This is a genomic window from Shimia sp. (assembly GCF_965227725.1).
In the GTDB taxonomy this organism is placed as follows: Bacteria; Pseudomonadota; Alphaproteobacteria; order Rhodobacterales; family Rhodobacteraceae; genus Shimia.
This window is the reverse complement of sequence record NZ_CBDDGH010000005.1, coordinates 1,176,757-1,200,364: the sequence shown is the minus strand read 5'-3', so window position 1 is coordinate 1,200,364 and position 23,608 is coordinate 1,176,757. Positions and strand designations below refer to the sequence as shown.

General features: G+C 60.9%; 24 protein-coding genes and 1 pseudogene. 5 read left to right on the top strand and 20 right to left on the bottom strand.

The window, feature by feature from the left end:
• Positions 1–12: 12 nt before the first annotated feature.
• From ACO07T_RS16215 to tyrS, 8 genes are all read right to left on the bottom strand, one after another.
• The gene (locus ACO07T_RS16215; protein ID WP_422050247.1) at positions 13–1,065 is read right to left on the bottom strand and encodes a threonine aldolase family protein; all 1,053 of its coding nucleotides are present in this window, start codon (positions 1,063–1,065) and stop codon (positions 13–15) included.
• Positions 1,065–1,541, bottom strand: coding sequence for a YcgN family cysteine cluster protein (locus tag ACO07T_RS16210; protein ID WP_209079190.1), 477 nt, complete (start codon positions 1,539–1,541; stop codon positions 1,065–1,067). Before ACO07T_RS16210 ends, ACO07T_RS16215 begins: the two co-directional genes overlap by 1 nt.
• Complete coding sequence (locus ACO07T_RS16205) at positions 1,538–2,470, bottom strand: bifunctional riboflavin kinase/FAD synthetase (RefSeq protein ID WP_422050246.1); 933 nt, start codon at positions 2,468–2,470, stop codon at positions 1,538–1,540. The genes ACO07T_RS16210 and ACO07T_RS16205 overlap by 4 nt, the downstream gene beginning before the upstream one ends.
• Before the next feature lie 255 nt (positions 2,471–2,725).
• Complete coding sequence (locus tag ACO07T_RS16200; RefSeq protein ID WP_209079188.1) at positions 2,726–3,169, bottom strand: MaoC family dehydratase; 444 nt, start codon at positions 3,167–3,169, stop codon at positions 2,726–2,728.
• Positions 3,170–3,280: 111 nt separating this feature from the next.
• Positions 3,281–4,156 (bottom strand): TIGR01459 family HAD-type hydrolase, encoded by an 876-nt coding sequence (locus ACO07T_RS16195; RefSeq protein WP_422050245.1) that lies wholly within the window; start codon positions 4,154–4,156, stop codon positions 3,281–3,283.
• A 100-nt stretch (positions 4,157–4,256) separates the two neighbouring features.
• Complete coding sequence (locus tag ACO07T_RS16190; RefSeq protein WP_422050244.1) at positions 4,257–4,874, bottom strand: hypothetical protein; 618 nt, start codon at positions 4,872–4,874, stop codon at positions 4,257–4,259.
• A gap of 72 nt (positions 4,875–4,946) precedes the next feature.
• Positions 4,947–5,702, bottom strand: a complete 756-nt coding sequence (locus ACO07T_RS16185) for an SDR family oxidoreductase (RefSeq protein WP_422050243.1) — start codon at positions 5,700–5,702, stop codon at positions 4,947–4,949.
• Between the two features lie 194 nt (positions 5,703–5,896).
• The gene (gene tyrS, locus ACO07T_RS16180; protein WP_422050242.1) at positions 5,897–7,150 is read right to left on the bottom strand and encodes a tyrosine--tRNA ligase; all 1,254 of its coding nucleotides are present in this window, start codon (positions 7,148–7,150) and stop codon (positions 5,897–5,899) included.
• A gap of 63 nt (positions 7,151–7,213) precedes the next feature.
• Between tyrS and ACO07T_RS16175 the strand changes: the two are divergent.
• Positions 7,214–8,348: pseudogene (locus tag ACO07T_RS16175) on the top strand (anhydro-N-acetylmuramic acid kinase).
• Between the two features lie 146 nt (positions 8,349–8,494).
• On the opposite strand, the gene ACO07T_RS16170 reads toward ACO07T_RS16175, so the two are convergent.
• The 7 genes from ACO07T_RS16170 to ACO07T_RS16140 form a co-directional block, all read right to left on the bottom strand.
• Positions 8,495–9,403, bottom strand: a complete 909-nt coding sequence (locus tag ACO07T_RS16170) for a fatty acid desaturase (RefSeq protein ID WP_422050241.1) — start codon at positions 9,401–9,403, stop codon at positions 8,495–8,497.
• Complete coding sequence (locus ACO07T_RS16165) at positions 9,400–9,825, bottom strand: cupin domain-containing protein (protein WP_422050240.1); 426 nt, start codon at positions 9,823–9,825, stop codon at positions 9,400–9,402. Before ACO07T_RS16165 ends, ACO07T_RS16170 begins: the two co-directional genes overlap by 4 nt.
• A gap of 125 nt (positions 9,826–9,950) precedes the next feature.
• Positions 9,951–10,148, bottom strand: coding sequence for a hypothetical protein (locus ACO07T_RS16160; RefSeq protein ID WP_422050239.1), 198 nt, complete (start codon positions 10,146–10,148; stop codon positions 9,951–9,953).
• Positions 10,149–10,187: 39 nt separating this feature from the next.
• The gene (locus tag ACO07T_RS16155) at positions 10,188–10,580 is read right to left on the bottom strand and encodes a DUF2306 domain-containing protein (RefSeq protein WP_422050238.1); all 393 of its coding nucleotides are present in this window, start codon (positions 10,578–10,580) and stop codon (positions 10,188–10,190) included.
• A gap of 52 nt (positions 10,581–10,632) precedes the next feature.
• Positions 10,633–11,907 (bottom strand): phosphopyruvate hydratase, encoded by a 1,275-nt coding sequence (eno, locus tag ACO07T_RS16150; protein ID WP_209063267.1) that lies wholly within the window; start codon positions 11,905–11,907, stop codon positions 10,633–10,635.
• 130 nt (positions 11,908–12,037) lie between these two features.
• On the bottom strand, positions 12,038–12,907 hold the full coding sequence (locus ACO07T_RS16145) for a DMT family transporter (protein ID WP_422050237.1): 870 nt from the start codon (positions 12,905–12,907) through the stop codon (positions 12,038–12,040).
• A gap of 37 nt (positions 12,908–12,944) precedes the next feature.
• Entirely contained in the window at positions 12,945–14,249 is a 1,305-nt protein-coding gene (locus ACO07T_RS16140) for an HlyC/CorC family transporter (RefSeq protein WP_209063263.1), read from the bottom strand.
• Positions 14,250–14,387: 138 nt separating this feature from the next.
• Here ACO07T_RS16140 and ACO07T_RS16135 point away from each other — a divergent pair, with 138 nt between their 5' ends.
• Together ACO07T_RS16135 and ACO07T_RS16130 are read left to right on the top strand one after the other, a co-directional pair.
• Positions 14,388–15,092: a substrate-binding periplasmic protein gene (locus ACO07T_RS16135; protein WP_422050236.1), complete on the top strand. Its 705-nt coding sequence runs from the start codon at positions 14,388–14,390 to the stop codon at positions 15,090–15,092.
• 159 nt (positions 15,093–15,251) lie between these two features.
• The gene (locus tag ACO07T_RS16130; protein WP_422050235.1) at positions 15,252–16,085 is read left to right on the top strand and encodes a metallophosphoesterase family protein; all 834 of its coding nucleotides are present in this window, start codon (positions 15,252–15,254) and stop codon (positions 16,083–16,085) included.
• Here the strand turns inward: ACO07T_RS16130 and ACO07T_RS16125 are convergent.
• The 3 genes from ACO07T_RS16125 to ACO07T_RS16115 are packed head-to-tail and all read right to left on the bottom strand — an operon-like array spanning position 16,001 to position 18,679.
• Positions 16,001–16,999 carry a site-specific tyrosine recombinase XerD gene (locus ACO07T_RS16125; RefSeq protein ID WP_422050234.1) on the bottom strand — a complete coding sequence of 333 codons (999 nt, stop codon included), beginning with the start codon at positions 16,997–16,999 and terminating at the stop codon, positions 16,001–16,003. The genes ACO07T_RS16130 and ACO07T_RS16125 overlap by 85 nt on opposite strands.
• A 7-nt stretch (positions 17,000–17,006) precedes the next feature.
• Positions 17,007–18,530, bottom strand: a complete 1,524-nt coding sequence (locus tag ACO07T_RS16120; RefSeq protein WP_422050233.1) for a hypothetical protein — start codon at positions 18,528–18,530, stop codon at positions 17,007–17,009.
• Positions 18,527–18,679, bottom strand: a complete 153-nt coding sequence (locus ACO07T_RS16115) for a hypothetical protein (protein WP_209063253.1) — start codon at positions 18,677–18,679, stop codon at positions 18,527–18,529. Before ACO07T_RS16115 ends, ACO07T_RS16120 begins: the two co-directional genes overlap by 4 nt.
• Before the next feature lie 120 nt (positions 18,680–18,799).
• Here ACO07T_RS16115 and ACO07T_RS16110 point away from each other — a divergent pair, with 120 nt between their 5' ends.
• Both ACO07T_RS16110 and aroB read left to right on the top strand, forming a co-directional pair.
• On the top strand, positions 18,800–19,351 hold the full coding sequence (locus ACO07T_RS16110; protein ID WP_422050232.1) for a shikimate kinase: 552 nt from the start codon (positions 18,800–18,802) through the stop codon (positions 19,349–19,351).
• A complete protein-coding gene (aroB, locus tag ACO07T_RS16105) occupies positions 19,351–20,463 on the top strand; it encodes a 3-dehydroquinate synthase (protein WP_422050231.1) in 1,113 nt (370 codons plus the stop codon). Before ACO07T_RS16110 ends, aroB begins: the two co-directional genes overlap by 1 nt.
• A gap of 58 nt (positions 20,464–20,521) precedes the next feature.
• Here aroB and ACO07T_RS16100 read toward each other — a convergent pair whose 3' ends face one another.
• Positions 20,522–22,147 carry a fasciclin domain-containing protein gene (locus ACO07T_RS16100; protein ID WP_422050230.1) on the bottom strand — a complete coding sequence of 542 codons (1,626 nt, stop codon included), beginning with the start codon at positions 22,145–22,147 and terminating at the stop codon, positions 20,522–20,524.
• Positions 22,148–22,285: 138 nt separating this feature from the next.
• On the bottom strand, positions 22,286–23,527 hold the full coding sequence (gene pepT / locus ACO07T_RS16095; RefSeq protein WP_422050229.1) for a peptidase T: 1,242 nt from the start codon (positions 23,525–23,527) through the stop codon (positions 22,286–22,288).
• Between the last annotated feature and the right edge of the window lie 81 nt (positions 23,528–23,608).

The window sequence follows — 23,608 nt, the reverse complement described above, 5'->3', positions numbered from 1 at the left end:
ATTCCAGCCTTACTACCCAGCCGCCAAATCCAAGAACTTGTGGATCTGGTCCTGCTCAATCGACCAGTCGCAGACAAACCGTGCGGGGAGCATTTCGGTGTCATCCTCGCCTTCCAGCTCGCCGCCCCAGAGGTGATAGACCGCGCCTGCGTCAAAGAGGCGTTTGTGGGTGGCGCGGGGGAGGTAGACAAACAGCATGTTGGCTTGCGGCGGGTGCATGAACTCCACGCCGTCGATCTGGCGCAGACCGCCTGCGAGATGGGCCGCGCTGGCGTTGGCCTTGGTGGCTGCGGTGATCCAGGCGTCGTCTTTCAGATAGCCCAGCATCTGGGCCGACAGATAGCGGTGTTTGGAGAAGAGATGCCCGCCGCGTTTGCGGCGCAGCTCAAATTCGCGGGCGTGTTTGGGATCAAAGAAGATCACCGCCTCAACACCCATGCAGCCATTTTTGGTGCCGCCAAAGCTGACCGCATCCACACCGGCCTTCCAGGTCATCTCGGCAGGGGTGCAGCCCAGAGCGACCATGGCATTGGCAAAGCGTGCGCCATCCAGATGCACAGGGCAGTCGAAGGATTTGGCCACGTCGCAAAGCCCCTTGAGTTCGGTCAGGGTGTAGACCGTGCCGCGCTCTGTCACCTGTGTGATGGAGACCGGGCCGCGTTGGGGGCCATGCACGCCACGGGTTTCTTCGCCCTCGATGGCGGCGCGCAGGCTGTCGGGGGTCATCTTGTCCACATCCTTGGGGCTGGCCATGGTGAGCTTGGCCCCGCCGGTGTAGAACTCCGGCGCGTTGCATTCGTCCTCGTGGATGTGGGCCACATGAGAGCAGAAGATGGTTTCCCAAGGTTTGCAAAGGGTTGCCAGCGCCAGTGAATTTGCCGTGGTGCCGGTGGAGACCAGATAAACCGCCGCCTCAGGGGCCTCAAAAACCTTGCGAATTGTCTCGACGACCTCTGCCATTTCCGCATCCGCCCCATAGCCCATGGCGTAGCCTTCGTTGGCTGCGGTCAATGCTGCGAGGACTTCGGGAAGGGCGGGGCCGGAGTTGTCGGAGGCAAAATGCATCAGAGAGGTTCCTCGATTATATGGTCTTCCCACTGCTCCAGCGGGGTTTCAAATTCGGAGACGGTTTTGAACTGCACCGACACGCCAGCGTCATGCACGGTGTCAGCGGTGCCGGAGATCAGCGGGTGCCAGTCATAGAGCGGTTTGCCTTCCCAGAGCAGGCGATAGGCGCAGGTCTGGGGCAGCCAATAGGCGTGCTCGTGGATGTTCTTGGGCGTCATCACGATGCATTCGGGCACAAACTGATGACGGATGTCATATTGGGTGCAGCGGCAGGTCTCATCGTCCAGCAGACGGCAAGCGACACAGGTGAGGGCGACCTCTCCGGTGTCCTCATCCTCAAGCTTGTTGAGGCAACATTTGCCGCAGCCGTCACAAAGCGCTTCCCACTCACGGTCGTTGAGTTTGGTCAGCGGCTTTTTTTCCCAGAAACGTTTGGCGAGCCCTTGGCGTGCTATGGGGTCTTGGGTGCTCATAAGGCGCAGAGGATCTCCCGGGCTTGGTCGCAGTCTTTGCCCATCTGCGCAATGAGGGCGTCAAGGCCGTCAAATTTCAGCTCCGGGCGGAGATAGTCGACCAGCCCCACGGAAAGCGTGCGGCCATAAAGGTCGCCTGAGAAATCAAACAGGAAGGTTTCGATATTGGCTTTGTTTTCGCCAAACATCGGACGGATGCCAATCGAGGAAGCGCCAAAGTAGCTGCCCTGATGCGGCCCGTCGCGCACATCCACTAGCACGGCGTAGACGCCGTATTTGGGTTGGTGCAGATCGTCGATGGACATATTGGCGGTGGGAAAGCCCAGATCGCGGCCCCGTTGTTCGCCACCAATCACCGGCCCGTCGATGCGGTGCCAATGGCCCAGCATGGCAGCCGCATCACGGGGGCGGCCGTCGCTCAATGCGGCGCGGATGGAGGTGGAGGAGACCTGACCGTCACCGCCCTGCACCAGAGGCGCAATGGTCACGCCAAAGCCCATCTCCTTGCCAAAGGCTGCGAGGTCTTCTGCGGTGCCTGCGCGCCCTTTGCCAAAGCAGAAATCTGCCCCGACCACCACATGGGCGAGGCCAAGGCCGTCGGCGATCACTTCACGGGCGAAGGCTTCAGGGGTGAGGCTGGACAGGGCGGCGTTGAACGGCAGCTCATAAAGCCTTTCTACGCCAAGCTTTTCCAGCCTGTGGGCGCGGGTCTCCGCAGAGGTGAGGCGGAAGGTGGGCGCGTGGGGCGCAAAATATTCGCGCGGATGGGGCTCAAAGGTCATGATGCCCAGCGGGGCATCCGGCGCTGCGTTGCGCGCCAGGTCGATCACCGCCTGATGGCCCAGGTGCACCCCGTCAAAATTGCCAATCGCGACGCTGGCGCCGCGATGCTCGGAGGAGAGGAATTGGTAGTCGCGAATAATTTGCATGCGGCAGGGTTAGCTTTTGCGCGGGCGGGGCGCAAGAGAGGAGCTGACCTTGGGCAGATCGGCTGTGGATCATCGGTGACAAAGGTGGGGGCTTTGCCCCCGACGCCGCAAGCGGCATCTCCCCCAGGATACTGGAAGAATGAGAAGCCGGGGCGGCGGAACTCTCTGTCTGGCGTGGGGAATGTGCCCTATGGCGGCAGAGACAAAAAGGCGGCACCGTTAAGTGCCGCCTGATACGGATAAAGCGTCTTGGCCTCAGTCGAGTTTACGCGAGGGCGCGAGGACGGTGGCCTCTCCGGCGAGGACTTTCTTGCCCTCAACGGTGCAGGTGCAGTCAAGCTTCACGCGGCGTTTGGCGATGTCGATGTCGGTCACGGTGACCGTGGCCAGCACCGTGTCATCGGGGCGCACCGGGGCGAGGAACTTCAGCGACTGGCCCATGTAGATGGTGCCATGGCCGGGGAGCTGTTCGCCGATCACGGCTGAGATCAGCCCGGCGGTCAGCATGCCATGGGCGATGCGCCCGCCAAACATGGTGTCTCTGGCGTAGTCCTCATCCAGATGCACAGGATTGTGGTCGGTGGAGACGGCGGCAAACATCTCGATGTCCTGATCGGTCACGGTTTTGCGCACATAGCGGGACATGCCGATTTCGAGGTCTTCGATAAAGATGGTGCCGCGGGGCAGATTGTCCAACATGAGGCCTCCACACAGATGGTCTGAGGTTTTCGCTAGGTAACTTAATGGCGCGTGGCGCGCATGATTTGCAACTTTATTACTTCGCAGTCGCAGAAAATCAAGTATTTTCTGCTAGCGAAGCTTACCAATGGCGTATTGCGGGGTGACTTGCTCTGCCGCGAGATAGGCGGCGAGGGCCTCTGCGTCGGGCTGATGCGCGGTCTTGGTCTCTTTTTCCGCCAGACCGCCGGTGATGAAGAGCGAATCGATGTTCTCGCCCATGCCGCCGGCAATATCGGTATGTGGCCCATCCCCAATGGCGAGAATCTCGCTGTCTGACACCGAGACGCCAAGGGCTGCGAGGCGGCGGCGGGCCAGATCATAGATCGGCGGATGGGGTTTGCCAAAATAGAGGCTCTCTCCGCCCATGTCGGTGTAGAGCTTGGCCAGAGCACCGGCGCACCATTCCCGGATTTCGCCACGGTCGACCACGATGTCGGGGTTGGCGCAGAGCAGTTTCATGCCTTTTTGCTTGGCAAAGAGGAAGTCGGGACGGTTGATTTCGACCTCGGCCATCGGGTCAAACGGGCCGCAGCAGACAATGCCCTCGGCCTCAGCCAGCGGCACACGCTGAATGTTGACCGGGTTGTCCAGAATCTCAAGTGGCTGGAAGAAGCCTTCGTCACGCGCGGGTTCTCCCATGAAATAGACCTTTTCGCCAACCGCGCCCTGAAACATCGCGGAGCGCGCGCTGTCCCCGGAGGTGGCGATGGTGTCATAGGCATCCGCAGGCACGCCAAAGTCGCCCAGCTGTTCGGCCACACCGGCGCGGGGTTTGGGAGAGTTGGTGACAAGCACCACAATGCCGCCTTTGGCGCGATGGGCCTGCAGCGCGGCCACGGCCTCAGGGTAGGCGGTGACGCCATTGTGCACACAGCCCCAGAGATCGACAAAGAGCGCTTTGTAGCGGTCGGAAACCTCGGCAAGGGAAGCGATAATTTGGGTCATGATGCGGTCCTGATCGGCTGTTTGGCGCAAGGTATGGCAAATAGCTTGTCAAAGGGCCAGTGATTTCGAAGTGGCGGTGAATTGGGGTTTTGGACTGGGATCAGGTGAGGCTGTCTGGCAGGTGCAGCTGGGGGGCAAAGCCGCCGCGCAGCGCGAGGATACTGGGGGCCGGTGTGAGCACGGGCAATGTGCCTTGCGGGCGTTTTATGGGGGCGCCGTAGCCGTCGGGCGTAAACGGCAGGGCCATGTCTGCCATGAGCATCAGGGGGCGTTCGCCGTCCAGCACAAAAGTGGCGTCGGGCAGGTCTGTCACCGCCATAAGGGGGCGGTTTTGCAGGAATTTGCGGGGGATGGCTCGCGCGGCGTGCAGGTGCTGGTCAAAGGCAGGCGCGGAGCCTGTGTGGCCGGCGGCGGCGAGGTAGGCTTTGTGATCGGCGCGGCGACATTCGGCGCAGGGGCGGTGACCGGCGGCCAGTGCAACTGCTTCGTCGTGAAAGAAAAGCTCGGTGTAGCGGCGGGGGGCCATGAGGGTGCGGCGGCGGTTTTTGAAGGACAGCACGCAGCAGACCCAAGCTTTGTGTTGCCAGCGCCGATGGGTGAGCGCGCCGTGATCATACGCCTCGGTGTCATGCAGGATGCCGCGATTGCCCATGAGGCTGCCCCGCGCGGGATGGCGCAGGATGTCTCCGGTGGGCAAAACGCGGTTTTGGCGGGGCATGGTGGGTCTCCTTTTAAGAAGAGCCGAGCATGGGGGGGAGGGGAGGTGCGCAAGGATTGCGCACCCTACGGGTTATTGCATTCTGAGGGCGCCGTCGATGCGGATAACCTCGCCGTTGAGGTAGCCGTTTTCCACGATGAAACCGGCGAGGCGGGCGTATTCAGACGGGTCGCCCAGACGTTTGGGGCAGGTGACATCGGCGGCGAGCTGATCCTGAACCTCTTGGGGCAGACCCTGCAGCATGGGTGTGAGGAAGATGCCCGGGGCGATTGCCATGACGCGGATGCCGGAGCGGGCCAAATCGCGCGCCATGGGCAGGGATAGGCCGACGATGCCGCCTTTGGAGGCCGCGTAGGCCGCCTGGCCGCGCTGACCGTCCATGGCCGCAATAGAGGCGGTGTTGATGATCACGCCGCGTGCGCCGTCTGCTTCGGCTTCGTTTTCGGCAATCACTTCGGCGGCAAGACGGGCGACGTTGAAAGAGCCGACAAGATTGATGTCGATGGTCTGCTGAAAGACATGCAGCGGGTGGGGGCCCTTTTTGCCAATGGTGGTGGCCGCGGGCGCGATGCCTGCGCAGTTGACCGCAGCGGTGATGCTGCCCATGGCGGCCTTTGCGGCTGCGATGGCGGCGGCCACGCTGTCTTCATCGGTGACGTCTGTTTTGTGGAAGGTGCCGCCCAGCTCTTCGGCGACTGCTTGGCCGCGTTTCTCATTGAGGTCAAAGAGGGCCACTTTGGCACCATTGGCAGCAAAATGGCGGGCGGTGGCTTCGCCGAGGCCGGAAGCGCCACCGGTGATCACGGCGCAGGTTTGATCAAGTTTCATGGGCGGGCTCCTCCGGTGGTAAATGAACGTATGTTCAAATAAACGGATCAGCACGCGTCTGTCCAGAGGCATGAGGGGCCAGCCCCTCTTGGCCTGAGGGCCAATTCACCCCGGGATATTGGGAGAATGAGAAGCGCAAAGAAAAAGGCCCGCGCAAGGGGCGGGTCTTTGGTTGAGGTGGTTTTTACTGTGGATCAGCTGTCGAGCTGTACCAGCGCGTGGCGCTTTTTGCCTGCTGAGAGCTTGATCGGGGAAGACAGTGCGGCGGCGTCGATCATCAGGCCAGCGTCGGTCAGCGGCGCGTCGTCCAGCTTGGCACCGTTTTCCTTGATCAGGCGCTTGGCGTCTTTGCCGGATTTTGCGAGGCCGGATTTCACGATCAGCTGCACGATGGAAATGCCGTCGCCTAGGTCCTCAGAGGTGAGAGTTACGGTGGGCAGATCATCGCCCACGCCGCCTTTTTCAAAGACTTCGCGTGCGGTGGCTTCGGCTGTGGCAGCGGCCTCAGCACCGTGGCAAAGCGTGGTCACGGCATTGGCGAGGATGATCTTGGCCTCATTGATTTCGCTGCCCGCCAGGGCACCGAGACGGGCGCATTCATCTAGCGGCATTTCGGTGTAAAGGCGCAGGAAGCGGCCCACATCGGCGTCGGTGGTGTTGCGCCAGAACTGCCAGAACTCGTAAGGAGAGCGCATGTCGGCGTTGAGCCAGACCGCGCCATCGGCGGATTTGCCCATTTTCTTGCCGTCAGAAGTGGTCAGCAGCGGGGAGGTCAGGCCAAAGAGGCCGCCATCGTCCACACGGCGAGTGAGGTCGATGCCGTTGACGATGTTGCCCCATTGATCGGAGCCGCCGAACTGCACCAGACAGCCGTAGCGGCGGTTGAGCTCCAGGAAGTCATAGGCCTGCAGGATCATGTAGTTGAATTCGAGGAAGGAGAGGGACTGTTCGCGGTCCAGACGCGATTTCACGCTCTCAAAGGACAACATGCGGTTCACCGAGAAGTGGCGGCCGATGTCGCGCAGGAATTCGAGGTAGTTCAGATCGTCGAGCCACTCGGCGTTGTTGAGCATCAGCGCATCGGTTTCGCCATCGCCGTAGTCGAGGTATTTGTCGAAGACCTTTTTGATACCCGCGATGTTGTCGTCGATCTGTTCGTTGTTGAGCAGGGGGCGCTCATCGGCGCGGAAGGACGGATCGCCCACTTTGGTGGTGCCGCCGCCCATCAGGGTGATCGGTTTGTGGCCGGTCTTTTGCAGCCAGCGCAGCATCATGATCTGGATGAGCGAGCCCACGTGCAGGGACTTGGCGGTGGCGTCAAAGCCGATATAGCCAGGCACCACACCATCACAGAGTGCTTTGTCAAAGCCTTCATAATCCGTGCAATCGGCCACAAAGCCGCGCTCTATCATCACGGTGAGGAAATCCGATTTGGGGTGGTAGGTCATGGTGTCGATCCCGTATGATTTGCGAGCCTGTGTATAGGCGGGGAAGAGCAGAAGGAAAAGGCCATGTTGAAGGGCCAGAAAGCCGCGCAAAACGGCGGTGCGCAGAAAGCCACGGTTCAGCGGGCCTTGGGGGCGATGTCAGGCACGTCTTTGGACGGGGTGGATGCGGCTGTGGTGGAGACCGATGGCGTGGAGATCCATGGCTTTGGGGCCAGTGAGTATCGGGCCTATTCTGCAGAGGAACAGGCTGTTTTGACCGAGGCGTTGGGCCATTGGGCCGGGCCTGAGGCTGAGGCCGCTGCCAAAGGTGATCGAGGCGGCGCATGCAGAGGTGTTGGGGCGGTTTAAAGATATTGATCTGATTGGCTTTCATGGCCAGACGCTGGCGCATGAGCCCCGCGGGCGGGGTACCTGTCAGGTGGGAGACGGGCAGGCGCTTTCAGAAGCGCTGGATGTGCCGGTGGTTTGGGATTTTCGCAGTGCAGACGTAGAGCTGGGTGGCGAAGGTGCGCCCTTGGCACCGTTCTTCCATTTTGCCTGCGCCAAGTGGTTTGGCGCCAAAGAGCCGGTGGCGTTTCTGAATTTGGGTGGAGTTGGCAACATCACATGGGTGGATCCGCGCAAAGAGGGGCCGGAGGCGGATGGTGCTTTGCTGGCCTTTGACACCGGTCCTGCGAATGCGCCGCTGAATGATTTGTTGCGCGCACGGCGTGGGCTGGCGTTTGACGAAGGCGGGAAGATCGCCGCGCAGGGCACTGTGGCCACGGGCGCGCTGGAGCTGTTTTTGCAGGAGGCCTATTTCTCTCGTATGCCGCCTAAATCACTGGACCGGAATGATTTTCCGGAAATGATGGATCTGGTGCGGGAGCTCTCTGATGAGGATGCGGCGGCAACCATGACGGCGATGTGTGCCGCCAGTGTGGCGCAGGGCATGGGGCATTGTCCGGTGCCGCCAAGCCGCGTGTTGGTGACCGGAGGCGGGCGGCATAATCCGGTGCTGATGGAGATGCTGCGGGTGTCGCTGGATTGTCCCGTGGTGCCTGTCGAAGAGGTGGGGCTTGATGGTGATATGCTGGAGGCGCAGGCCTTTGCCTATCTGGCTGTGCGCGTCGCGCGGGGGCTACCGACCTCTGCGCCAAGCACAACGGGTGTGATGGCGATGGTGGGCGGTGGCACGGTGAGTGTGCCGCAGAGGTGATTGTTTTCAGAAGGGCCTTGCCCGACCTCGGGTGGGCGACCTTTGATCTGAAATCTGCGAATACATCCCGACGCATGTAGCGGTTTGGGAATGTTTTGGGCTATAAGTCTCGCCCTCCCGTGGGGGGAGGTCGGGCGAGGCCCGGCCTAACGTCCGTGTGTCAGGTCTGATTGGTAGTCGCTGTGAAAAGCTCTGTAGCCCTCTGAGGTGCTTTGCAAATGCGGCTTCAGGTCTTCATGCAGCGCGGGGAGCTGGTGGAAGGGCACGTTTGGAAAGGCGTGATGCTCCGCGTGATAGGGCATGTTCCAAGCCAAAAAGCGCACCAGACGGTTGGTGAAGGTGGTGCGGGAGTTTTCCAGCATATTGGCCACCGGCGGGCAGCGGCCGTGCTCCGCCAGAAGATAGGCGCGGAGGAAGGGCTGGCCGATCAGGCTGGGCAGGATCCAGACCCAGAATAGGAGCGGCGAGACCAGCAGGCTGGCTGCGATGAGCGCATAAAGCGTGAGAAGAATGCGGGCCTCGCTGCGCATGGCGGCGTGTTTGCGGGCTGGCAGATAGGGGGCGCCCAGCGTGCCAAAGGCGTTTTGAAGAAGCGTTTTTACCGCGGCTTGCCAGTAGCTTAGGCCGGAGAGGTAAAGCAGATAGCTGCGCCATGTGTCCGGGCGTGGGCCGCCAGCCAGCTCCGGGTCGCGCTCGGGATCATTGGTGAATTTGTGATGCGCCATATGAAAGGCGCGAAACCATGTAAAAGGCAGTATCAGCGGCAGCGCGCAGGCGTGGCCCACCGCGCGGTTGATCCAGCGGGTGGCAAAGGGCGTGTCGTGGGTGCATTCGTGGCTGAGCGTGAAGAGGAACACCCAGAGCACGCCGAGCGGCAGGAGCATCAGCGGCCAGAGCGGCGCGCGCAGGCCGACCCAAAGCGCGCAAAGCAGCAGTGCGCCGAGATAGAGCGCGAGGTGGCGCAGGCCCGCGGCGTCAGAGCGGCTTTGCAGTGCGCTGCGGCGGTCCGGCGTAAGGCGCGCAAGGGCCTCCTTGTGGCTCAGCGGTGCGCTCATCGCGGGATGTCAAATCCGGGAGCGGCGAGCTCGAAGCCTTCGAACTGGAAGGCAGGGGAGACAGTGCAGCCGACAAGCGTCCAGTCGCCCGTGCTGCGTGCGGCTTGCCAATGATGGGGCGGCACGATGTGCTGCGGGAGCTGGCCTGCGGCGAGATCCGGGCCGAGGGTCAGGTCTTGCGCCGGGCCAGCGTCGGTTTCTGCAAGCGACAGGATCAGCGGCGCGCCCGCGTAGTAGTGCCAGATTTCGGCGGCATCGACGCGGTGCCAGTGGGAGACCTCACCCGCCTTCAGCAGGAAAAAGATCGCGGTGCCAGCGGGGCGGGTGCCCTCCGGCGCATCAGCAATCCATGTCTGGCGGTAATGGCCGCCTTCCGGGTGCGGGGCGAGGTTGAGCTGGGCGATGATTTGGTCGGCGGTCATTTGGGCAAGTCCAAGTTCTTTTGGCTCCATAGGGCCATATGCAGCGCAAAGCGCAAGAAAAAAGGCGGCTCATGGAGCCGCCTTTCATCGTTCGTGACGGTGCGCAGTGTATGCGCACCCTACGGTTATTTCAGGAGGCGGCGGTATTGGCATGTGATGGTGGGACGCCAAAGGTAGCCGAAGACAGTGAGATTGGTGAGGCCCGCGAGAATGGAGGCAGGGGCAAAGCTGTCGATAAAGGGGATATCAAACAGCCAGTCTGCACCATAGATAAACCAGCGAGCGGTGGCGACAGATAGGCCCAGGGTAAAGGCGGCTGCCATGCAGAGCTGATGCAGAGGCACATCTTTGCGTCGTATTGATCAGAGCGCGGATCCGATACAGGTCAGCATGCCAAGACATATCAGATAGGTTCCGATGATGGTCAATGTGCCGCCAATGGCGGGAAACGTCAGGACCATGATCATGATGGCCAAACTGGACAGAAGTGCACTCAGACTAAAGATATAGCCGCACATGCGGTGCCAACTACGTCGGTGTGGGGCACGTAAAGCGGTCCAGAACTGCAGTGGGCCGGTTAAAAAGAACACCAGACCGAGCAAGAGATGCAGTGTGCTGATCATAGGAGCGTTTAGGTAGCGAGCCTCAATCCAATCCACATCAGAGATAGGGGCGGTCCAGATTTGAATAAGCCGTTCGATGCTGTCTGCCAGAACGGGGAGACACAGCAAATACAATAAAATGGGGACGCGCATGCAAGGGGCCAGCAAAGAAAAGGCCGGGGAAGATTTCCCCGGCCTCTTGAGGTTATTTCAGGATTGAGCGGCCTGCGTATTCGGCGGTTTCACCCAGCGCTTCTTCGATGCGGATCAGCTGGTTGTATTTCGCCAGACGGTCAGAGCGCGACAGGGAGCCGGTTTTGATCTGGCCGCAGTTGGTGGCCACGGCGAGGTCGGCGATGGTGGCGTCCTCGGTTTCACCCGAGCGGTGGGACATCACGTTGGTGTAGCGCGCGCGGTGGGCCATATCGACGGCCTTGAGCGTCTCGGTCAGCGAGCCGATCTGGTTCACTTTCACCAGCATGGAGTTGGCCACGCCCTGCGAAATGCCGTCTGCCAGACGGGTCGGGTTGGTCACAAAGAGATCGTCACCCACCAGCTGTACCTTGTCGCCGATCTTGTCGGTCAGCAGCTTCCAGCCGTCCCAGTCGTCTTCGGCCATGCCGTCCTCAATGGAGATGATCGGGTAGTCGTTGCAGAGCTCGGCGAGGTAGTCGGCGTTTTCCGCAGAGGTCAGGGATTTGCCTTCGCCCTTCATCTCGTATTTGCCGCCCTCGTAGTATTCGGTGGAGGCGCAGTCGAGCGCGAGGTAGATGTCTTCGCCCGGTTTGTAGCCCGCTTTTTCGATGGCGCTCATGCAGAAGTCCAGCGCCTTGCGGGTGCTTTCCAGAGCCGGAGCAAAGCCGCCTTCATCGCCGATGCCGGTGTTGTAACCCGCAGCAGACAGTTCTTTCTTTAGCACATGGAAGACCTCGGCACCCATGCGGATGGCTTCGCGGATGTTGGCCGCGGAGACAGGCATGATCATGAATTCCTGAATATCGATCGGGTTGTCGGCGTGCTCACCGCCGTTGATGATGTTCATCATCGGCACAGGCAGGACGCGTGCAGAGGTGCCGCCGACATAGCGGAACAGCGGCTGTGCAGTGTGGTCAGCCGCAGCTTTGGCGGCAGCGAGGGACACGCCGAGGATGGCGTTGGCGCCAAGGCGGCCTTTGTTTGGGGTGCCGTCCAACTCGATCATCGCGGCGTCGATGGCAACCTGCTCGGTCACGTCCATGCCCACCAGAGCTTCGGCGATTTCGCCGTTCACGGCGTTGACCGCTTCCAGCACGCCTTTGCCCAAGTAGCGGGATTTGTCGCCGTCGCGCTTTTCTACGGCTTCATGTGCGCCGGTGGAGGCGCCTGACGGTACGGCGGCGCGGCCCATGGTGCCGTCTTCGAGGATTACGTCGACTTCGACGGTTGGGTTGCCACGGCTGTCGAGAATTTCACGGGCGAAGATATCAATGATGGTGCTCATCCTGGGGGTCCCTGCACTGGTCAATTGTTGAGGCAGCTATAGCAGCGCAGAGGCAAAAGTAAACGGCATTTGGTAGCGCTAACGGTAGTTTTTCTCAAGGTTAGGGCTAACAGTTAAGGGGCGTTGCACATTATCCGCTACGGGCGAGGGCGCGTTCGCGCAGGAAGGTGTAAAGACCTGCGGCGACGATGAGGGTCGAGCCTGCGAAGGTGGGCCAATCCGGGCGTTCGCCAAGGATGAAGATGCCAAGCAGCATGGCAAAGACAAGGCGGGTGTAGCGGAAGGGTGCGACGGCTGAGGCTTCGCCGACGCGCATGGCTGTGACGATGGCCCAGTATCCTGCCGCGCCAAAGAGGGCTGCGCCCGCAAATCGAGTGAGTTCTCCCAAGGCGAGCGGGGCGGCGCTGGCACCGGAAAATCCCAGCAGACATGTGCCCGCAATCAGAAAGCCCAAGAAGCCTTGCAGGGCGACCACATGGGACGAGACCTGAAGATCTATGCGTCGTGTGAGGATGTCACGGATCGCGATCCCGAGCGCTGCGCCGAGCACCAGAAAGGCCGTGGCGTTAAATCCACCGAGGCCGGGGCGGATGATCAGCAGCACACCGGCAAAGCCAATGGAAAGGGCGCTCCAGCGTCGCCAACCGACGGTTTCCCCGAGGAACAGCGCGGCCAATAGGGTGAGGATCAGCGGCATGGCCTGAAAGATGGCGGCGGCGGTGGACAGGTCGATGCGCGACAGGGCCAAGGTGAACATGACGCCGCTGGCGGCTTCGGCGGCGGAGCGCAGGAGCAGACGCGGGGTCCAGTGCCGGCGCGCAAAGAGGGGTGCGCGGGTGGCCAGAATGATCGTGAGAAAGATCAAGCCAGAGCCGAGGCCCAGCCCCATCAGCACCTGACCGGGATGCAGCGACCCGGTCAGCTGTTTCATGAACATGTCAGCGGTGGCAAAGCCCAGCATGGAGGCAATGACAAGCAGGCTGCCTTTGATGTTGTTCATTTTTGGTGCAGCCTTACGTGCCGAGTGGTCCTCTGCATCAGAGGGGGCGTATCTTGAGGTCGGTGATCCGGTTGGCCTCGCGCCCAGTGACTTCGAAACGGAAGCCATGGAAGGAGAAGACCTGCCCCACGGTGGGGATCATCTGGGCCTCATGGATCACCAGACCCGCCACGGTGTTGGCCTCGTCATCGGGCAGGTTCCAATCGGTGGCGCGGTTGAGATCGCGGATCGTCATGGCTCCCTCGATCAGGAACTGGCCATCCTCGGATTTGCCAATCTTGTGGTCGCCGTCCTCGTCAAATTCGTCGGTGATCTCACCCACGATTTCCTCAAGGATGTCTTCCAGCGTGATCAGGCCCTGCAGGGAGCCATATTCATCCACCACCAGCGCAAAATGGGCGTGGCGGCGCAGAAATTCGCGCATCTGATCGTCAAGTGCGGTGGTTTCTGGCACGAAATAAGGCTCTTTGGCGACCTCATCGAGCACAATGTCTGTCATGCGTTCAGGCGAGGTGCCCGCCTCACGCACGCGGCGGTACATGGCGCGGAAGAGGTCTTTGGCGTGCACAACACCAATGATGTTTTCCGGCTCATCCTTAAAGACGGGCAGGCGGGTGTGATTGCTCTCCAGACATTGGTTGAGGATGTCGGCGGGGCTGTCATCGGCGTTGATCATCTCGATGCCGGAGCGGTGCAACATGATTTCCTCAACCGTGCGGTCAGAGAGATCGAGCGCGCCCAAGATGCGGTCGCGGTCTTCTTTTTCGACAATGCCTTCGGAGTGGCCAAGCTGAATGGCGCCCGCGATTTCTTCACGCACAGCGAGGATCTGGCTGTCCGGGTCGATCTCCACCCCAAAGAGGCGCAGCACAGTGCGCACCAAGATACGCACAGCAGCCACCACGGGGGAGAAGACGGTGACCACAAGGCTGATCGGGCCAGCGACGGTGGAGGCGGCATCTTCGGGCCGCGTGATGGCGTAGGTTTTGGGCAGCACCTCGGCAAAGATCAACACCAGCAGGGTCATGACCAAAGTGGCCATAGCCACGCCGCTTTCGCCAAAGGCGCGGGTGAAAAGCGCGGTGGCCAGCGAGGTGGCGAGAATGTTGACGAGGTTGTTGCCCAAGAGCACGGAGCCGATCAGGCGTTCGCTGTCTTCGGTGACGGCAAGGGCGCGCTGTGCGCCGCGGCTGCCTTTGTCGGCCTGCGTGCGCAGCTTGCCGCGCGAGGCCGCAGTGAGCGCGGTTTCAGAGCCCGAAAAGAAGCCCGAGAGCATGAGCAAAAAGAGGATTACCCCGGCGGTGATCCAAAATGCGGTGTCGATGGACGATGCGGGCTCCATAAGATCCTCGTTTGACTGGTCAAATTGGTTATGGGTGCAGGGGCAGGGCGGATCAAGGGGGCGCGGCGCGGTTAAGAGTTATTTTATACCGCGCGCTTAAATGGGCGGCTCAGAGTTAGAAGTGGGAGACTCAGGCTTATGAAAGCCCTTATTTTCTGCGCGATGGCTGTGCCAGCTGTTGCGATGGCAGGTGATGCCGATGTGGCATTTTTGACCGAAGACTATGCGCCTTATTCCTGGATGGAAAACGGCGAGGCGGTTGGTCATGGCATTGATCTGATCCATGAGGTGGCGAACCGTGCGGCACTGACTTCTTCGGTGGAGATCACAAAATGGACCCGCGCCATTGTGCTGGCGGAAAAGAATGAAAACACCTGTGTGTTTTCGACCGCGCGCACTGAAGAGCGGGAACCCAAGTTTCAATGGGCTGGTCCGATGTATGTCGAGAGCACCTATCTGGTGCAGCGCGCCGGTGAAAACACAGATGTAACGACATTGGACGTGGCGCTGACCAAAGCCATTGGCACGCAGGTCGGAGATTTTACCGTTGAATTGCTAAACGGGCTTGGGGCAGCAAAGGTGGACACAGCGCCAGATCTGGACAAAACGCTGAAGAAACTGCGCGCTGGGCGTCTTGATTACGTCATCCTTGGCGAAGATGGCGCGAAGTCTATTACCGCGCAAAATGCCGACCTTGAGATGGCGTTGGAAGTGTCCCGCGATGAGTTCTTTATTGCCTGCTCCAAGAGCACACCGGCGGAGACCGTCGCAAAGATTGATGCGGCTATGGCGTCCATGATGGAAGATGGCACCCAGGCGCAGATGGTGGCAAAATACAAATAATGCTCTGCAATCGTGGCGCATTTGAAAGGCCGGGGCGTTTGCTTCGGCCTTTTGTTTTGGCTGTCCGTGGGGGGCGCATTTCGTTGGCGGATTTGTGATTGGGGTCGGCGCGCGCTATTGCGCTAGAGCAGGGTCACGAACTTAGGGAAGGCGCAGTGGATGCAGGATTTGGGCAGGCTTGATGGACCGGTGCTGGTATTTGGCGGGCCGTATTCGAATTTGCAGGCCACAGAGGCGGTTTTGGGAGAGGCCAAAGCGCGCGGCATTTCGGGGCGCAATCTGATTTGCACCGGGGATGTAGTGGCCTATTGCGGCCAGCCTGCGGAAACGGTGGCCGCGGTGCGCGACAGCGGTGCGGTTGTTGTTGCGGGCAATTGTGAGCTGCAGTTGGCCAGCGGTGCGGCGGATTGCGGCTGCGGCTTTGAAGAGGGCACGGTCTGTGATCTGCTTTCCGCCGGATGGTATGGCTTTGCCGCCCAGCAAGTTGACGATGCAGCGCGGGGCTGGATGGCGGGTCTGCCGGAGATCGTTTGTTTCGAGCTGGCAGGACAGCGGGTGGCGGTGATCCATGGCGGTGTCACGGATGTGGCGCGGTTCCTGTGGTCAACATCACCGGAGGCCGCTTTTGCCGAGGAGATCGCTGCGCTGACGGATAAGGTTGGCCCGGTCGATGTGGTGCTGGCAGGGCATTGTGGCATTCCGTTTGAACGGCGGATCGGCGCGGTGCGCTGGATCAATGCCGGGGTGGTCGGGATGCCGCCACATGATGGCCGCCAATCCACGCGCTTTGCGATTTTTGACGGACAGGCGCTGAAAATCTGTGATCTGGCTTATGATGCCGGGCAAGCTTTTGCAAAAATGCAAGAGGCTGGGCTTACCCAAGGCTACCACGAGGGGCTGGTGAGCGGCTATTGGCCGTCTGAAGATGTGTTACCGGAGGATTTGCGGGTGCCGCTGTCCGAGCGGCTTTCGCCCTCGCGCGCAAGCGGGTGATGGGTGGTCACCAGTTCGTGCAGGCGTTCATCCAGAACGTGGGTATAAATCTCGGTTGTTGAGAGATCGGCGTGCCCCAGAAGCGTCTGGATCACGCGCAGATCGGCGCCATTGGCCAGCAGATGGGTGGCAAAGGCGTGGCGCAGCGTGTGTGGCGTGACCTTTTTAGGTGGCACGCCTGCGGTGATGGCAAGATCTTTGATCAGCGTGTGAAACCAGTTGCGTGTGACATGGCCGAGCGCGCCGCGTGAGGGAAAGAGAAACAGCGAGGCGTGTTTGCCTTTGGTGCGTTTTTCTTCCTCGGCTTTGTCGCGGACTGACAGCCAGACAGCGAGGGCTTCGCGCGCGGGCGGGGAAAGCGGGACCATGCGTTCCTTATCCCCTTTGCCGCGCACCAGAAGCATCTGCGGATTGCCGCGCGCGGCGGCGACCGGAAGGCTGACAAGCTCGGTGACACGCATACCGGTGGCGTAGAGCAGCTCCATCAGGCAGGTGTTTCGTAGGCGGTCCTGCGGAGTGCGCCCCGTTTCTTGCGCTGCTGCCAACAGGGCGTCGACCTCGGTCACCTCAAGGGTCTTGGGCAGGAGTTTGGAGCGACCGGGGCCACGGATCTGGATGGCCGGGTTGCTGTCGCGCCAGCCTTCTTCAAAGGCAAAGCGAAACAGTTGTTTGAGGGCGGAGAGCCGCCGCGCGCGTGTGGCCTGTGCAAGGCCTTCGGCATCACAAAACAGCAGGAAATCTTCGATTTGCGCCTGTGTGGCGGTTTCAAAGGTGACCTGCTTGCGTTTGGCCCAATCCGTAAAGGCGGTGAGGTCGCGCATATAGGCGGCCAGCGTGTTGGGAGAGGCGCCAAGCTCTGCAGCCTGGGCTTCCAGAAAGGTTTCGATCCAGAGGCTTTGGGAGCTGGGAGCCATGCGCCTGCTAGCCCCGCGTATCCAGTAGCGCGACCTGAAGGGCAGCGCGGCGGGCGGTGTCCTCCAAGCCGACGGCGCGGAAAGTGGCCAAAGCTTCGGTCAAAGCGCCAAGGTTGCCTGCCGCCCCGTCGTCCATCAGCGACATGGCGGTGAGGATGCTTTCGCCTAGTTGGCCGCGTGCCAGCATGGTGGAGATTTCCTGCGGCACCCCTGCGCCATGGAAAGCATCGGAAATTGCGCGGTGCACGGGATCTGTGGTGATGCGCGGCGGAGCGCCCAGCGCAAGACCGGCAAGGAAATCACGCGGACCGCTGCGGGCGGCGCGTTCATAGTCTGACGACAAGAGCGCAATGTCGCGGGCCTGACGGGCGGACACACCTTGCAGTGGGAGCTTCAAAAGCAGCGGGCCATAGATGCGGGCAAAGGGCACTTCGAGGTGGACCTGCTGCATGGCGGCCCAAACCGAGGGTAGCGTGTCGGCCACTTTGGCGGTGTCATTGCTGCTGATCGCCGCGTCAAAGGCCTGAAGCGCGGCGACGCGATCCCAGATCATGCCGGAGGCGGCAGGTTTGCGCTCTGAGTAAATCCCAAGCAGGCGGTTTTCATGGAGCGCGGAGGTGCGCGCCAGACGCTCGGAGGCCTCAAGCTGTGCTTTCCAGCCTGCGGTGTCGCGCAGATCGGCATGGGCATAGGCGCGGGGCAGGCCTGTGGTGGACTGGGTTTCGCCGATTGCCTCATAGAGGCGGAACTTGAGCGGGGTCACCGGCCCTGCGGCGACCAGAAGCGGCTCGCCTTCAAAGAGGTCAGGATCCAGAAAGCGCAGAAGGAGCGCGTCCATCTCCTCAGAGATGAGGCCCAGCGCTTTGGCGGAATCCAGTGTCAGCGCTGCGGCGCGCCAGTCTCCGGAGCGGGCAGTGCAGAAGATGCGGGCGGCGTAATCCGGGGCCAGATGCGGGGCTTGCATCAGGGCGTCACAGGCGCGTTGCTCTTCACCCATCAAGAGTGTCACATCAAACCAACGCGCAAACAGCGCGGGCGTGTCTGCGCCTGCGCGCTCAATGAGGGCTCCGGCCTGTTCCAGCGCGCCCATCTCGATAAGCTTGTCGATTCGCGCGATCAGCAGCTCGTTGGCGACTCCGGCATCGCGTGGTGCGTCGGCCTCTGCCAAGAGAAGTGTATAAAGAAGCGCCTGCATCGCTGGCAGCACATCGGGGCGCTGGGCGTTGACAAGATCGCTGAGTTTGGACGCGCGGGAGGCCGACCAGAGTGAGGCCGGAAGGCCGGTGACTGAAGAAGGCAGGAGGCCGGTGGCGTCGTGGCCGTTGTCATCCAGGGAGGTGACTTTGATGTTGGGGGTGCTGAGGCCTTGGGAGACAGGCGGTTCCCCTTGCGGCAGACCGATGTCCAGCGTCACGGTAGGGGTTGGGTTCAGCCATTCGATGGCTGACAGCGGCGCCTCCTGCGCCACGCCAGGCACGGCGGCGAGGCCGATCAGAAAGGGCCATGTGCCCAAAGCCCGCAGAACGCTCATTCTTCGCCTTGCAGCTCGACTGGGATGCGGATTTCGTTTTGTTGAGCGGAAAAATCAGCCCCAAAGATTGGTCCGACGTAGGCATATGCAACCAATGCCAGCGCCGCCAAGACGAATAGAACCAATAAGGCCCGAATGACTTTGCCCATGAGTCCTCTCAAATTTCCTGCCCGTTTTTTTCAACTTATAACTGGCCTTTTGCACAAGATCACGTCATTCAATGCCGAAATCTTAATTTTGGGCAAGGCTTGGCCGATTGTGGGCGTTTCATGGGCTATGAACTGAAAAAAACCGTCGTGCTGGTGGGCATGATGGGGGCGGGAAAAACCGCCGTTGGACGGGCTTTGGCAGCGAAACTTGATGTGCCGTTCATCGACTCGGATGCGGAGATCGAGAAGGCAGCCAACATGAGCATTGCCGAGATTTTTGCCCGCGACGGTGAGGCGTTTTTCCGCGAGAAAGAGAGCCAGGTGATTGCGCGCCTGCTGGATGAGGAACGTTGCATTCTGTCCACCGGTGGCGGGGCCTATCTGGCCGAAGCCAACCGCGATGTGATTTCCGAGCGCGGCGTGGCTGTGTGGTTGAATGCGGATGTGGATCTGTTGTGGTCGCGGGTGAAACACAAGGACACGCGGCCTTTGTTGCGCACCGAAAATCCACGCAAGACGCTGGAAGAGATCTATGCGGCGCGAGTGCCGCTTTATAGCCTTGCCGATCTGCCGGTGGCAGCAGAGGCAGGCTTGAGCATTGAGGAAATGGCGGCACGGGTGGCTGACGCTTTGACAGGTCAGCGCCCAGACGTTTTGGAAGGGGCAGAGTGATGATGGAAACGGTGCATGTTGGCCTTGAGGGGCGCGCGTATGACATTCACATCGGCCCCGGGTTGCTCGCACAGGCAGGCGCGCTGATCGGGCCAATGCTGGCGCGCAAACAGGTCTGTGTTGTCACCGACGAAAACGTCGCGGCGCTGCATCTGGAGGCCCTGCGGGCCGGGTTGGCGAGTGAGGGGATCAGCATGGAAGCGCTGGTGCTGCCCGCGGGCGAAAGCACCAAGAGCTGGGCGCATCTGGAGCAAACTGTGGAGTGGCTCCTGGCGCAGCGTGTGGAGCGGCGTGATCTTGTTGTGGCGCTGGGGGGCGGTGTGATCGGGGATCTGACCGGCTTTGCCGCAGCGATCCTGCGCCGTGGTGTGGGCTTTGTGCAGATCCCGACGAGCCTTTTGGCGCAGGTCGATAGCTCGGTTGGTGGTAAGACCGGGATCAACAGCCCCTTGGGCAAGAACCTTGTGGGCGCGTTTCATCAGCCCAAACTGGTGCTGGCAGATATTGATGTGCTGGGCACGCTGACGCCGCGCGATTTCCTCGCCGGTTATGGCGAGGTTGTGAAATACGGCCTGCTTGGCGATGCGGCATTCTTTGAGTGGCTGGAAAAGCTGGGGCCGAAGCTTGCGGCAGGTGACGTGGAGGCGCGGATTGCTGCGGTGAAACGCTCCTGTGAGATGAAGGCCGAGATTGTGATGCGCGATGAGACCGAGCAGGGGGATCGCGCGCTTCTGAACCTTGGGCATACATTCTGTCACGCGCTTGAGGCGGCGACGGGCTATGGCGACCGTCTGCTGCATGGGGAAGGTGTGGCTGTCGGCTGTGCGCTGGCGTTTGAGTTGAGCGCGCGTCTGGGTCTGTGTTCGCAGGAAGATCCGAGCCGCGTGCGTCAGCACCTGCGTGAGATGGGCATGAAGGTGGATCTGAAGGACATCGACGGCGAGTTGCCGGATGCGGATGCGCTTTTGGATCTGATGGGGCAGGACAAGAAGGTTGTCGATGGTCAGCTGCGCTTCATCCTGGCGCGTGGGATCGGCAATGCCTTTGTGACGGCGGATGTGCCACGGGATGTGGTGCGCGATTTGTTGGTGCAAGAGCTGGCGAACCGCTAAGGCCTACTTGTGCGCCGTGATGTGAGCCGGACGGTGCCGGCTCACACGGGGTTTTCTATCAGATGAAGACAAAGTCGCTTTCGTCCAGATAGCGCGAATGCAGCGTGATGGAGCCGTTGTCGCCTTCAATGGTGGCGATGCGGCCGCTGAAAGCGGTGTTGTCCATGATGGCCGCGTAATCGGCGAAGTCAGTTGTGCTCACCACGATGGTGTCATGCCAGCCAAAATCGCTGATGGTGTCATCGCCGCTGAGCGTGGTGAAGTTGAACTCATCCGCGCCCCAGCCGCCATGCAGCTTGTCGTCGCCTTCGCCGCCAATCAGCGTGTCATGGCCACTGCCGCCGCGCAGGACGTCATTGCCGTCGCCGCCATCGATCAGATCATTGCCGCGACCACCTTTCATGTAGTCATTGCCATCATCGCCTACCATGCGGTCGTCACCCCAGCCGCCGAACATGCGATCATTGCCGCTGCCGCCAAACTGGATGTCATCACCGAGCCTGCCATACATGCGGTCATTGCCCGCGCCGCCGATCTGGATGTCGTCGCCTTTGAATCCACCGCTGAGATAGTCATCCGCCGCGCCGCCAATTTGCACGTCATCGCCGAAGGAGCCGCGGTCCCAGACAGGGGAGACATCGGCAATGTCGATGGGCAGGAGCACGGAGTCGATCACATGGATTTCGCCGTTTGAGGCTTCGATGTCGGTAAGACCTTCGACAAAGTTGGGGTTGGCACGGCCGGGATCGGCATCGTTGAGGCTGTTGCCATCAACCACAAAGCGGCCCCCCTCAAGTGCTGTTTCCACAAGGCGACCTTCCTGAATGTCGGCAAGGGATTTGCCGCCCGCCTGCACGTGGTAGAGCAGCACGTCACGCACCAGATCGATGCCAACGGCGCCCACAATTGCGCCGGGCAAATCGGCGTCGGCAAGGCCCGTGGTGTCAACGCCCAACTCTTCGGCCAATGCGCGGAAGGCATCATCGGTGGGGGCAAAGACGGTGAAATCATTGTTGGGATCGGTGAAGAGGTCGACCAAGCCTGTGGCAACAAGCGCGCCAACAAGTGCCTCAAAGGCGGGGTTGCCGGAGGCGATGTCCGCAATGGTGGGCTGCGCGTTGGCTTCGGCCACGTCGATGGGCAGCAGCACGCGGTCGATCACATGGATCACGCCGTTGGTGGCCTGAATGTCGGTGAGACCCTCGACAAATTCCGGGTCTTCCACATCGGGGTCAGCGTCATTGAGCGTGTCGCCGTCCACGCCAAAGCTTGCGTCGGCCAGCAGCGTGTCCACCGAACCGCTGTTTTGCACATCCTCAAGGGAGCTGCTGCCAGCCTGCACGTGGTAGAAGAGAATATTGGTGAGCGTCGGAACACCCACAGCGTTGACGATTTCTGTTGCGATTTGGGTTTCTGAGAGGCCGGTGGTGTCGATGCCCAACGTGTCACGTGCCAGGATTTCGAAGGCTTCATCGGTTGGGGCAAAGACGGTGAAATCGCCGGGGTCGAGGAATGTCTGGGTCAGACCAGCTGCGTTCAGTGCAGCGACCAGGATATCAAAGTTTCCGTTGGTCGAGGCGATCTCTGCAATGGTTTGCGTTGGTGCAGGGGGCGGTGCGGGCTCGGGGTTATGGAGATTGAGGCGCTCCAGCAACCGCTTCAAGAAGGCTTCGAAAAAGTTCATTGTCTTCTCCCATTTGTTTTTAATGGGAGGGTTACGTAAGCGACAATTTCACGGATGTTCACGAAGCTGTGAGCTGTCGTGGCCTCGGCAAAGACCCGCCAGCAGGTAATGGCGGGTCGTGTGGGGGTGGATGACGCGTTAGGCGCTGCGCTGCACCAAATTGAGGATCACGCGGGTGGCACTGGCCATGTCCTGCACCGAAATCCACTCCAGCGGGCCGTGGATCTCCATCATGCCGGTGAAGATATTGGGGCAGGGCACGCCTTTCTCGGTGAGCTGAGAGCCGTCGGTGCCGCCGCGAATGGGCACGGATTTTGGCTCAAGCCCCTCTGCGCGAATGGCGTCGCGGGCGAGCTCCACCGGGGTCATGTCTTTCTCCAGCCAATAGCGCATGTTGCGGTATTGTTTGGTGATGTCGCAGGTCACTGTGGCGCCGGGGAAATCGGCCTCGGCTTTGCTGCAGGCGGCTTTGAGGCGGGTGGCCTGTGCTTCCAGATCGTCCATCTCAAAGGCGCGCAGGATAAACCGGAGCGTGGTTTGAGAGCTGCCACCTTCCTGAGCGTAGATATGGGTGAAGCTTTCGCGGCCATCGGTGGTTTCCGGCGTGGTGCCGACCTCATCCAGCTCAGAGATGATCTGAGCCGCCACATGCAGCGCGTTGGTCATCTTGTCCTTCGCATAGCCCGGATGGGCGGAGGTGCCGGTGATGGTCACCACCGCGCCGTCGGCTGAAAAGGTTTCATACTCCATTGTGCCGCGCTGGGCGCCGTCCAGTGTGTAGGCGAAATCCACGCCAAAATCGCCGGGCAGATCAGGGTGCACACCGCGCCCGATTTCCTCATCTGGCGTGAACGCGAGGCGCACCTTGCCGTGTTTGAGGCCCGGTGTGGTCAACAGGTGCTCAGCCATGGTCATGATGATCGCGATGCCCGCCTTATCATCAGCGCCCAGCAGGGTGAGGCCGGAGGCGGTGATGATGTCTTCGCCCTCTTTGCCAGACAGATAGGCCGAGGTTTCGGGGGAGAGGATCAGATCAGGATTGTCTGGATAGGTGATGGGGGTGCCGTCCCAGCCATGGATCACGCGCGGTTTGACGCCGGTGGCGTTGAACTGCGGGGCGGTGTCCACATGGGCGCAAAAGCCGATGGTCGGCGCGTCAGAGTCTGTTGCCGGGACCGTGGCGAGCACGGCACCATAAGAAGTGAGGGTCACGTCTGATGCGCCAATGCGTTCAAGCTCGGCCACCAGATGGCGGGAGACATCGAGCTGGATTTCGGTGGATGGCGTGGTTTCTGAGTGTTCGTTGCTTTGGCTGTCGATGGCGCAATAGGCGACCAGACGCGCCTCAAGCGCGCGGTCAAAATTGGGATAGTCAGACACGCTTTGTCCTCACGTTGATGCTGTTTTTCTTAACATAGGCAGCATTTGCGCGAGGGGGTAGGGGCTTGGCGCAATCCTGTG

Excerpts from the sequence above, each read along its gene's own strand:
- ACO07T_RS16135 (WP_422050236.1), top strand. The coding sequence starts at position 14,388 with ATGAAAGCCCTTATTTTCTGCGCGATGGCTGTGCCAGCTGTTGCGATG.
- tyrS (WP_422050242.1), bottom strand. The coding sequence starts at position 7,150 with ATGACCTACCACCCCAAATCGGATTTCCTCACCGTGATGATAGAGCGC.
- ACO07T_RS16160 (WP_422050239.1), bottom strand. The coding sequence starts at position 10,148 with ATGGCAGCCGCCTTTACCCTGGGCCTATCTGTCGCCACCGCTCGCTGG.
- ACO07T_RS16140 (WP_209063263.1), bottom strand. The coding sequence starts at position 14,249 with ATGGAGCCCGCATCGTCCATCGACACCGCATTTTGGATCACCGCCGGG.
- ACO07T_RS16145 (WP_422050237.1), bottom strand. The coding sequence starts at position 12,907 with ATGAACAACATCAAAGGCAGCCTGCTTGTCATTGCCTCCATGCTGGGC.
- ACO07T_RS16100 (WP_422050230.1), bottom strand. The coding sequence starts at position 22,147 with ATGAACTTTTTCGAAGCCTTCTTGAAGCGGTTGCTGGAGCGCCTCAAT.
- ACO07T_RS16215 (WP_422050247.1), bottom strand. The coding sequence starts at position 1,065 with ATGCATTTTGCCTCCGACAACTCCGGCCCCGCCCTTCCCGAAGTCCTC.
- ACO07T_RS16190 (WP_422050244.1), bottom strand. The coding sequence starts at position 4,874 with ATGCCCCGCCAAAACCGCGTTTTGCCCACCGGAGACATCCTGCGCCAT.
- ACO07T_RS16125 (WP_422050234.1), bottom strand. The coding sequence starts at position 16,999 with ATGGCTCCCAGCTCCCAAAGCCTCTGGATCGAAACCTTTCTGGAAGCC.
- ACO07T_RS16195 (WP_422050245.1), bottom strand. The coding sequence starts at position 4,156 with ATGACCCAAATTATCGCTTCCCTTGCCGAGGTTTCCGACCGCTACAAA.
- aroB (WP_422050231.1), top strand. The coding sequence starts at position 19,351 with ATGATGGAAACGGTGCATGTTGGCCTTGAGGGGCGCGCGTATGACATT.
- ACO07T_RS16130 (WP_422050235.1), top strand. The coding sequence starts at position 15,252 with ATGCAGGATTTGGGCAGGCTTGATGGACCGGTGCTGGTATTTGGCGGG.
- ACO07T_RS16185 (WP_422050243.1), bottom strand. The coding sequence starts at position 5,702 with ATGAAACTTGATCAAACCTGCGCCGTGATCACCGGTGGCGCTTCCGGC.
- ACO07T_RS16155 (WP_422050238.1), bottom strand. The coding sequence starts at position 10,580 with ATGCGCGTCCCCATTTTATTGTATTTGCTGTGTCTCCCCGTTCTGGCA.
- ACO07T_RS16210 (WP_209079190.1), bottom strand. The coding sequence starts at position 1,541 with ATGAGCACCCAAGACCCCATAGCACGCCAAGGGCTCGCCAAACGTTTC.
- ACO07T_RS16115 (WP_209063253.1), bottom strand. The coding sequence starts at position 18,679 with ATGGGCAAAGTCATTCGGGCCTTATTGGTTCTATTCGTCTTGGCGGCG.
- ACO07T_RS16120 (WP_422050233.1), bottom strand. The coding sequence starts at position 18,530 with ATGAGCGTTCTGCGGGCTTTGGGCACATGGCCCTTTCTGATCGGCCTC.
- ACO07T_RS16200 (WP_209079188.1), bottom strand. The coding sequence starts at position 3,169 with ATGTTGGACAATCTGCCCCGCGGCACCATCTTTATCGAAGACCTCGAA.
- ACO07T_RS16170 (WP_422050241.1), bottom strand. The coding sequence starts at position 9,403 with ATGAGCGCACCGCTGAGCCACAAGGAGGCCCTTGCGCGCCTTACGCCG.
- eno (WP_209063267.1), bottom strand. The coding sequence starts at position 11,907 with ATGAGCACCATCATTGATATCTTCGCCCGTGAAATTCTCGACAGCCGT.
- ACO07T_RS16110 (WP_422050232.1), top strand. The coding sequence starts at position 18,800 with ATGGGCTATGAACTGAAAAAAACCGTCGTGCTGGTGGGCATGATGGGG.
- ACO07T_RS16205 (WP_422050246.1), bottom strand. The coding sequence starts at position 2,470 with ATGCAAATTATTCGCGACTACCAATTCCTCTCCTCCGAGCATCGCGGC.
- ACO07T_RS16165 (WP_422050240.1), bottom strand. The coding sequence starts at position 9,825 with ATGACCGCCGACCAAATCATCGCCCAGCTCAACCTCGCCCCGCACCCG.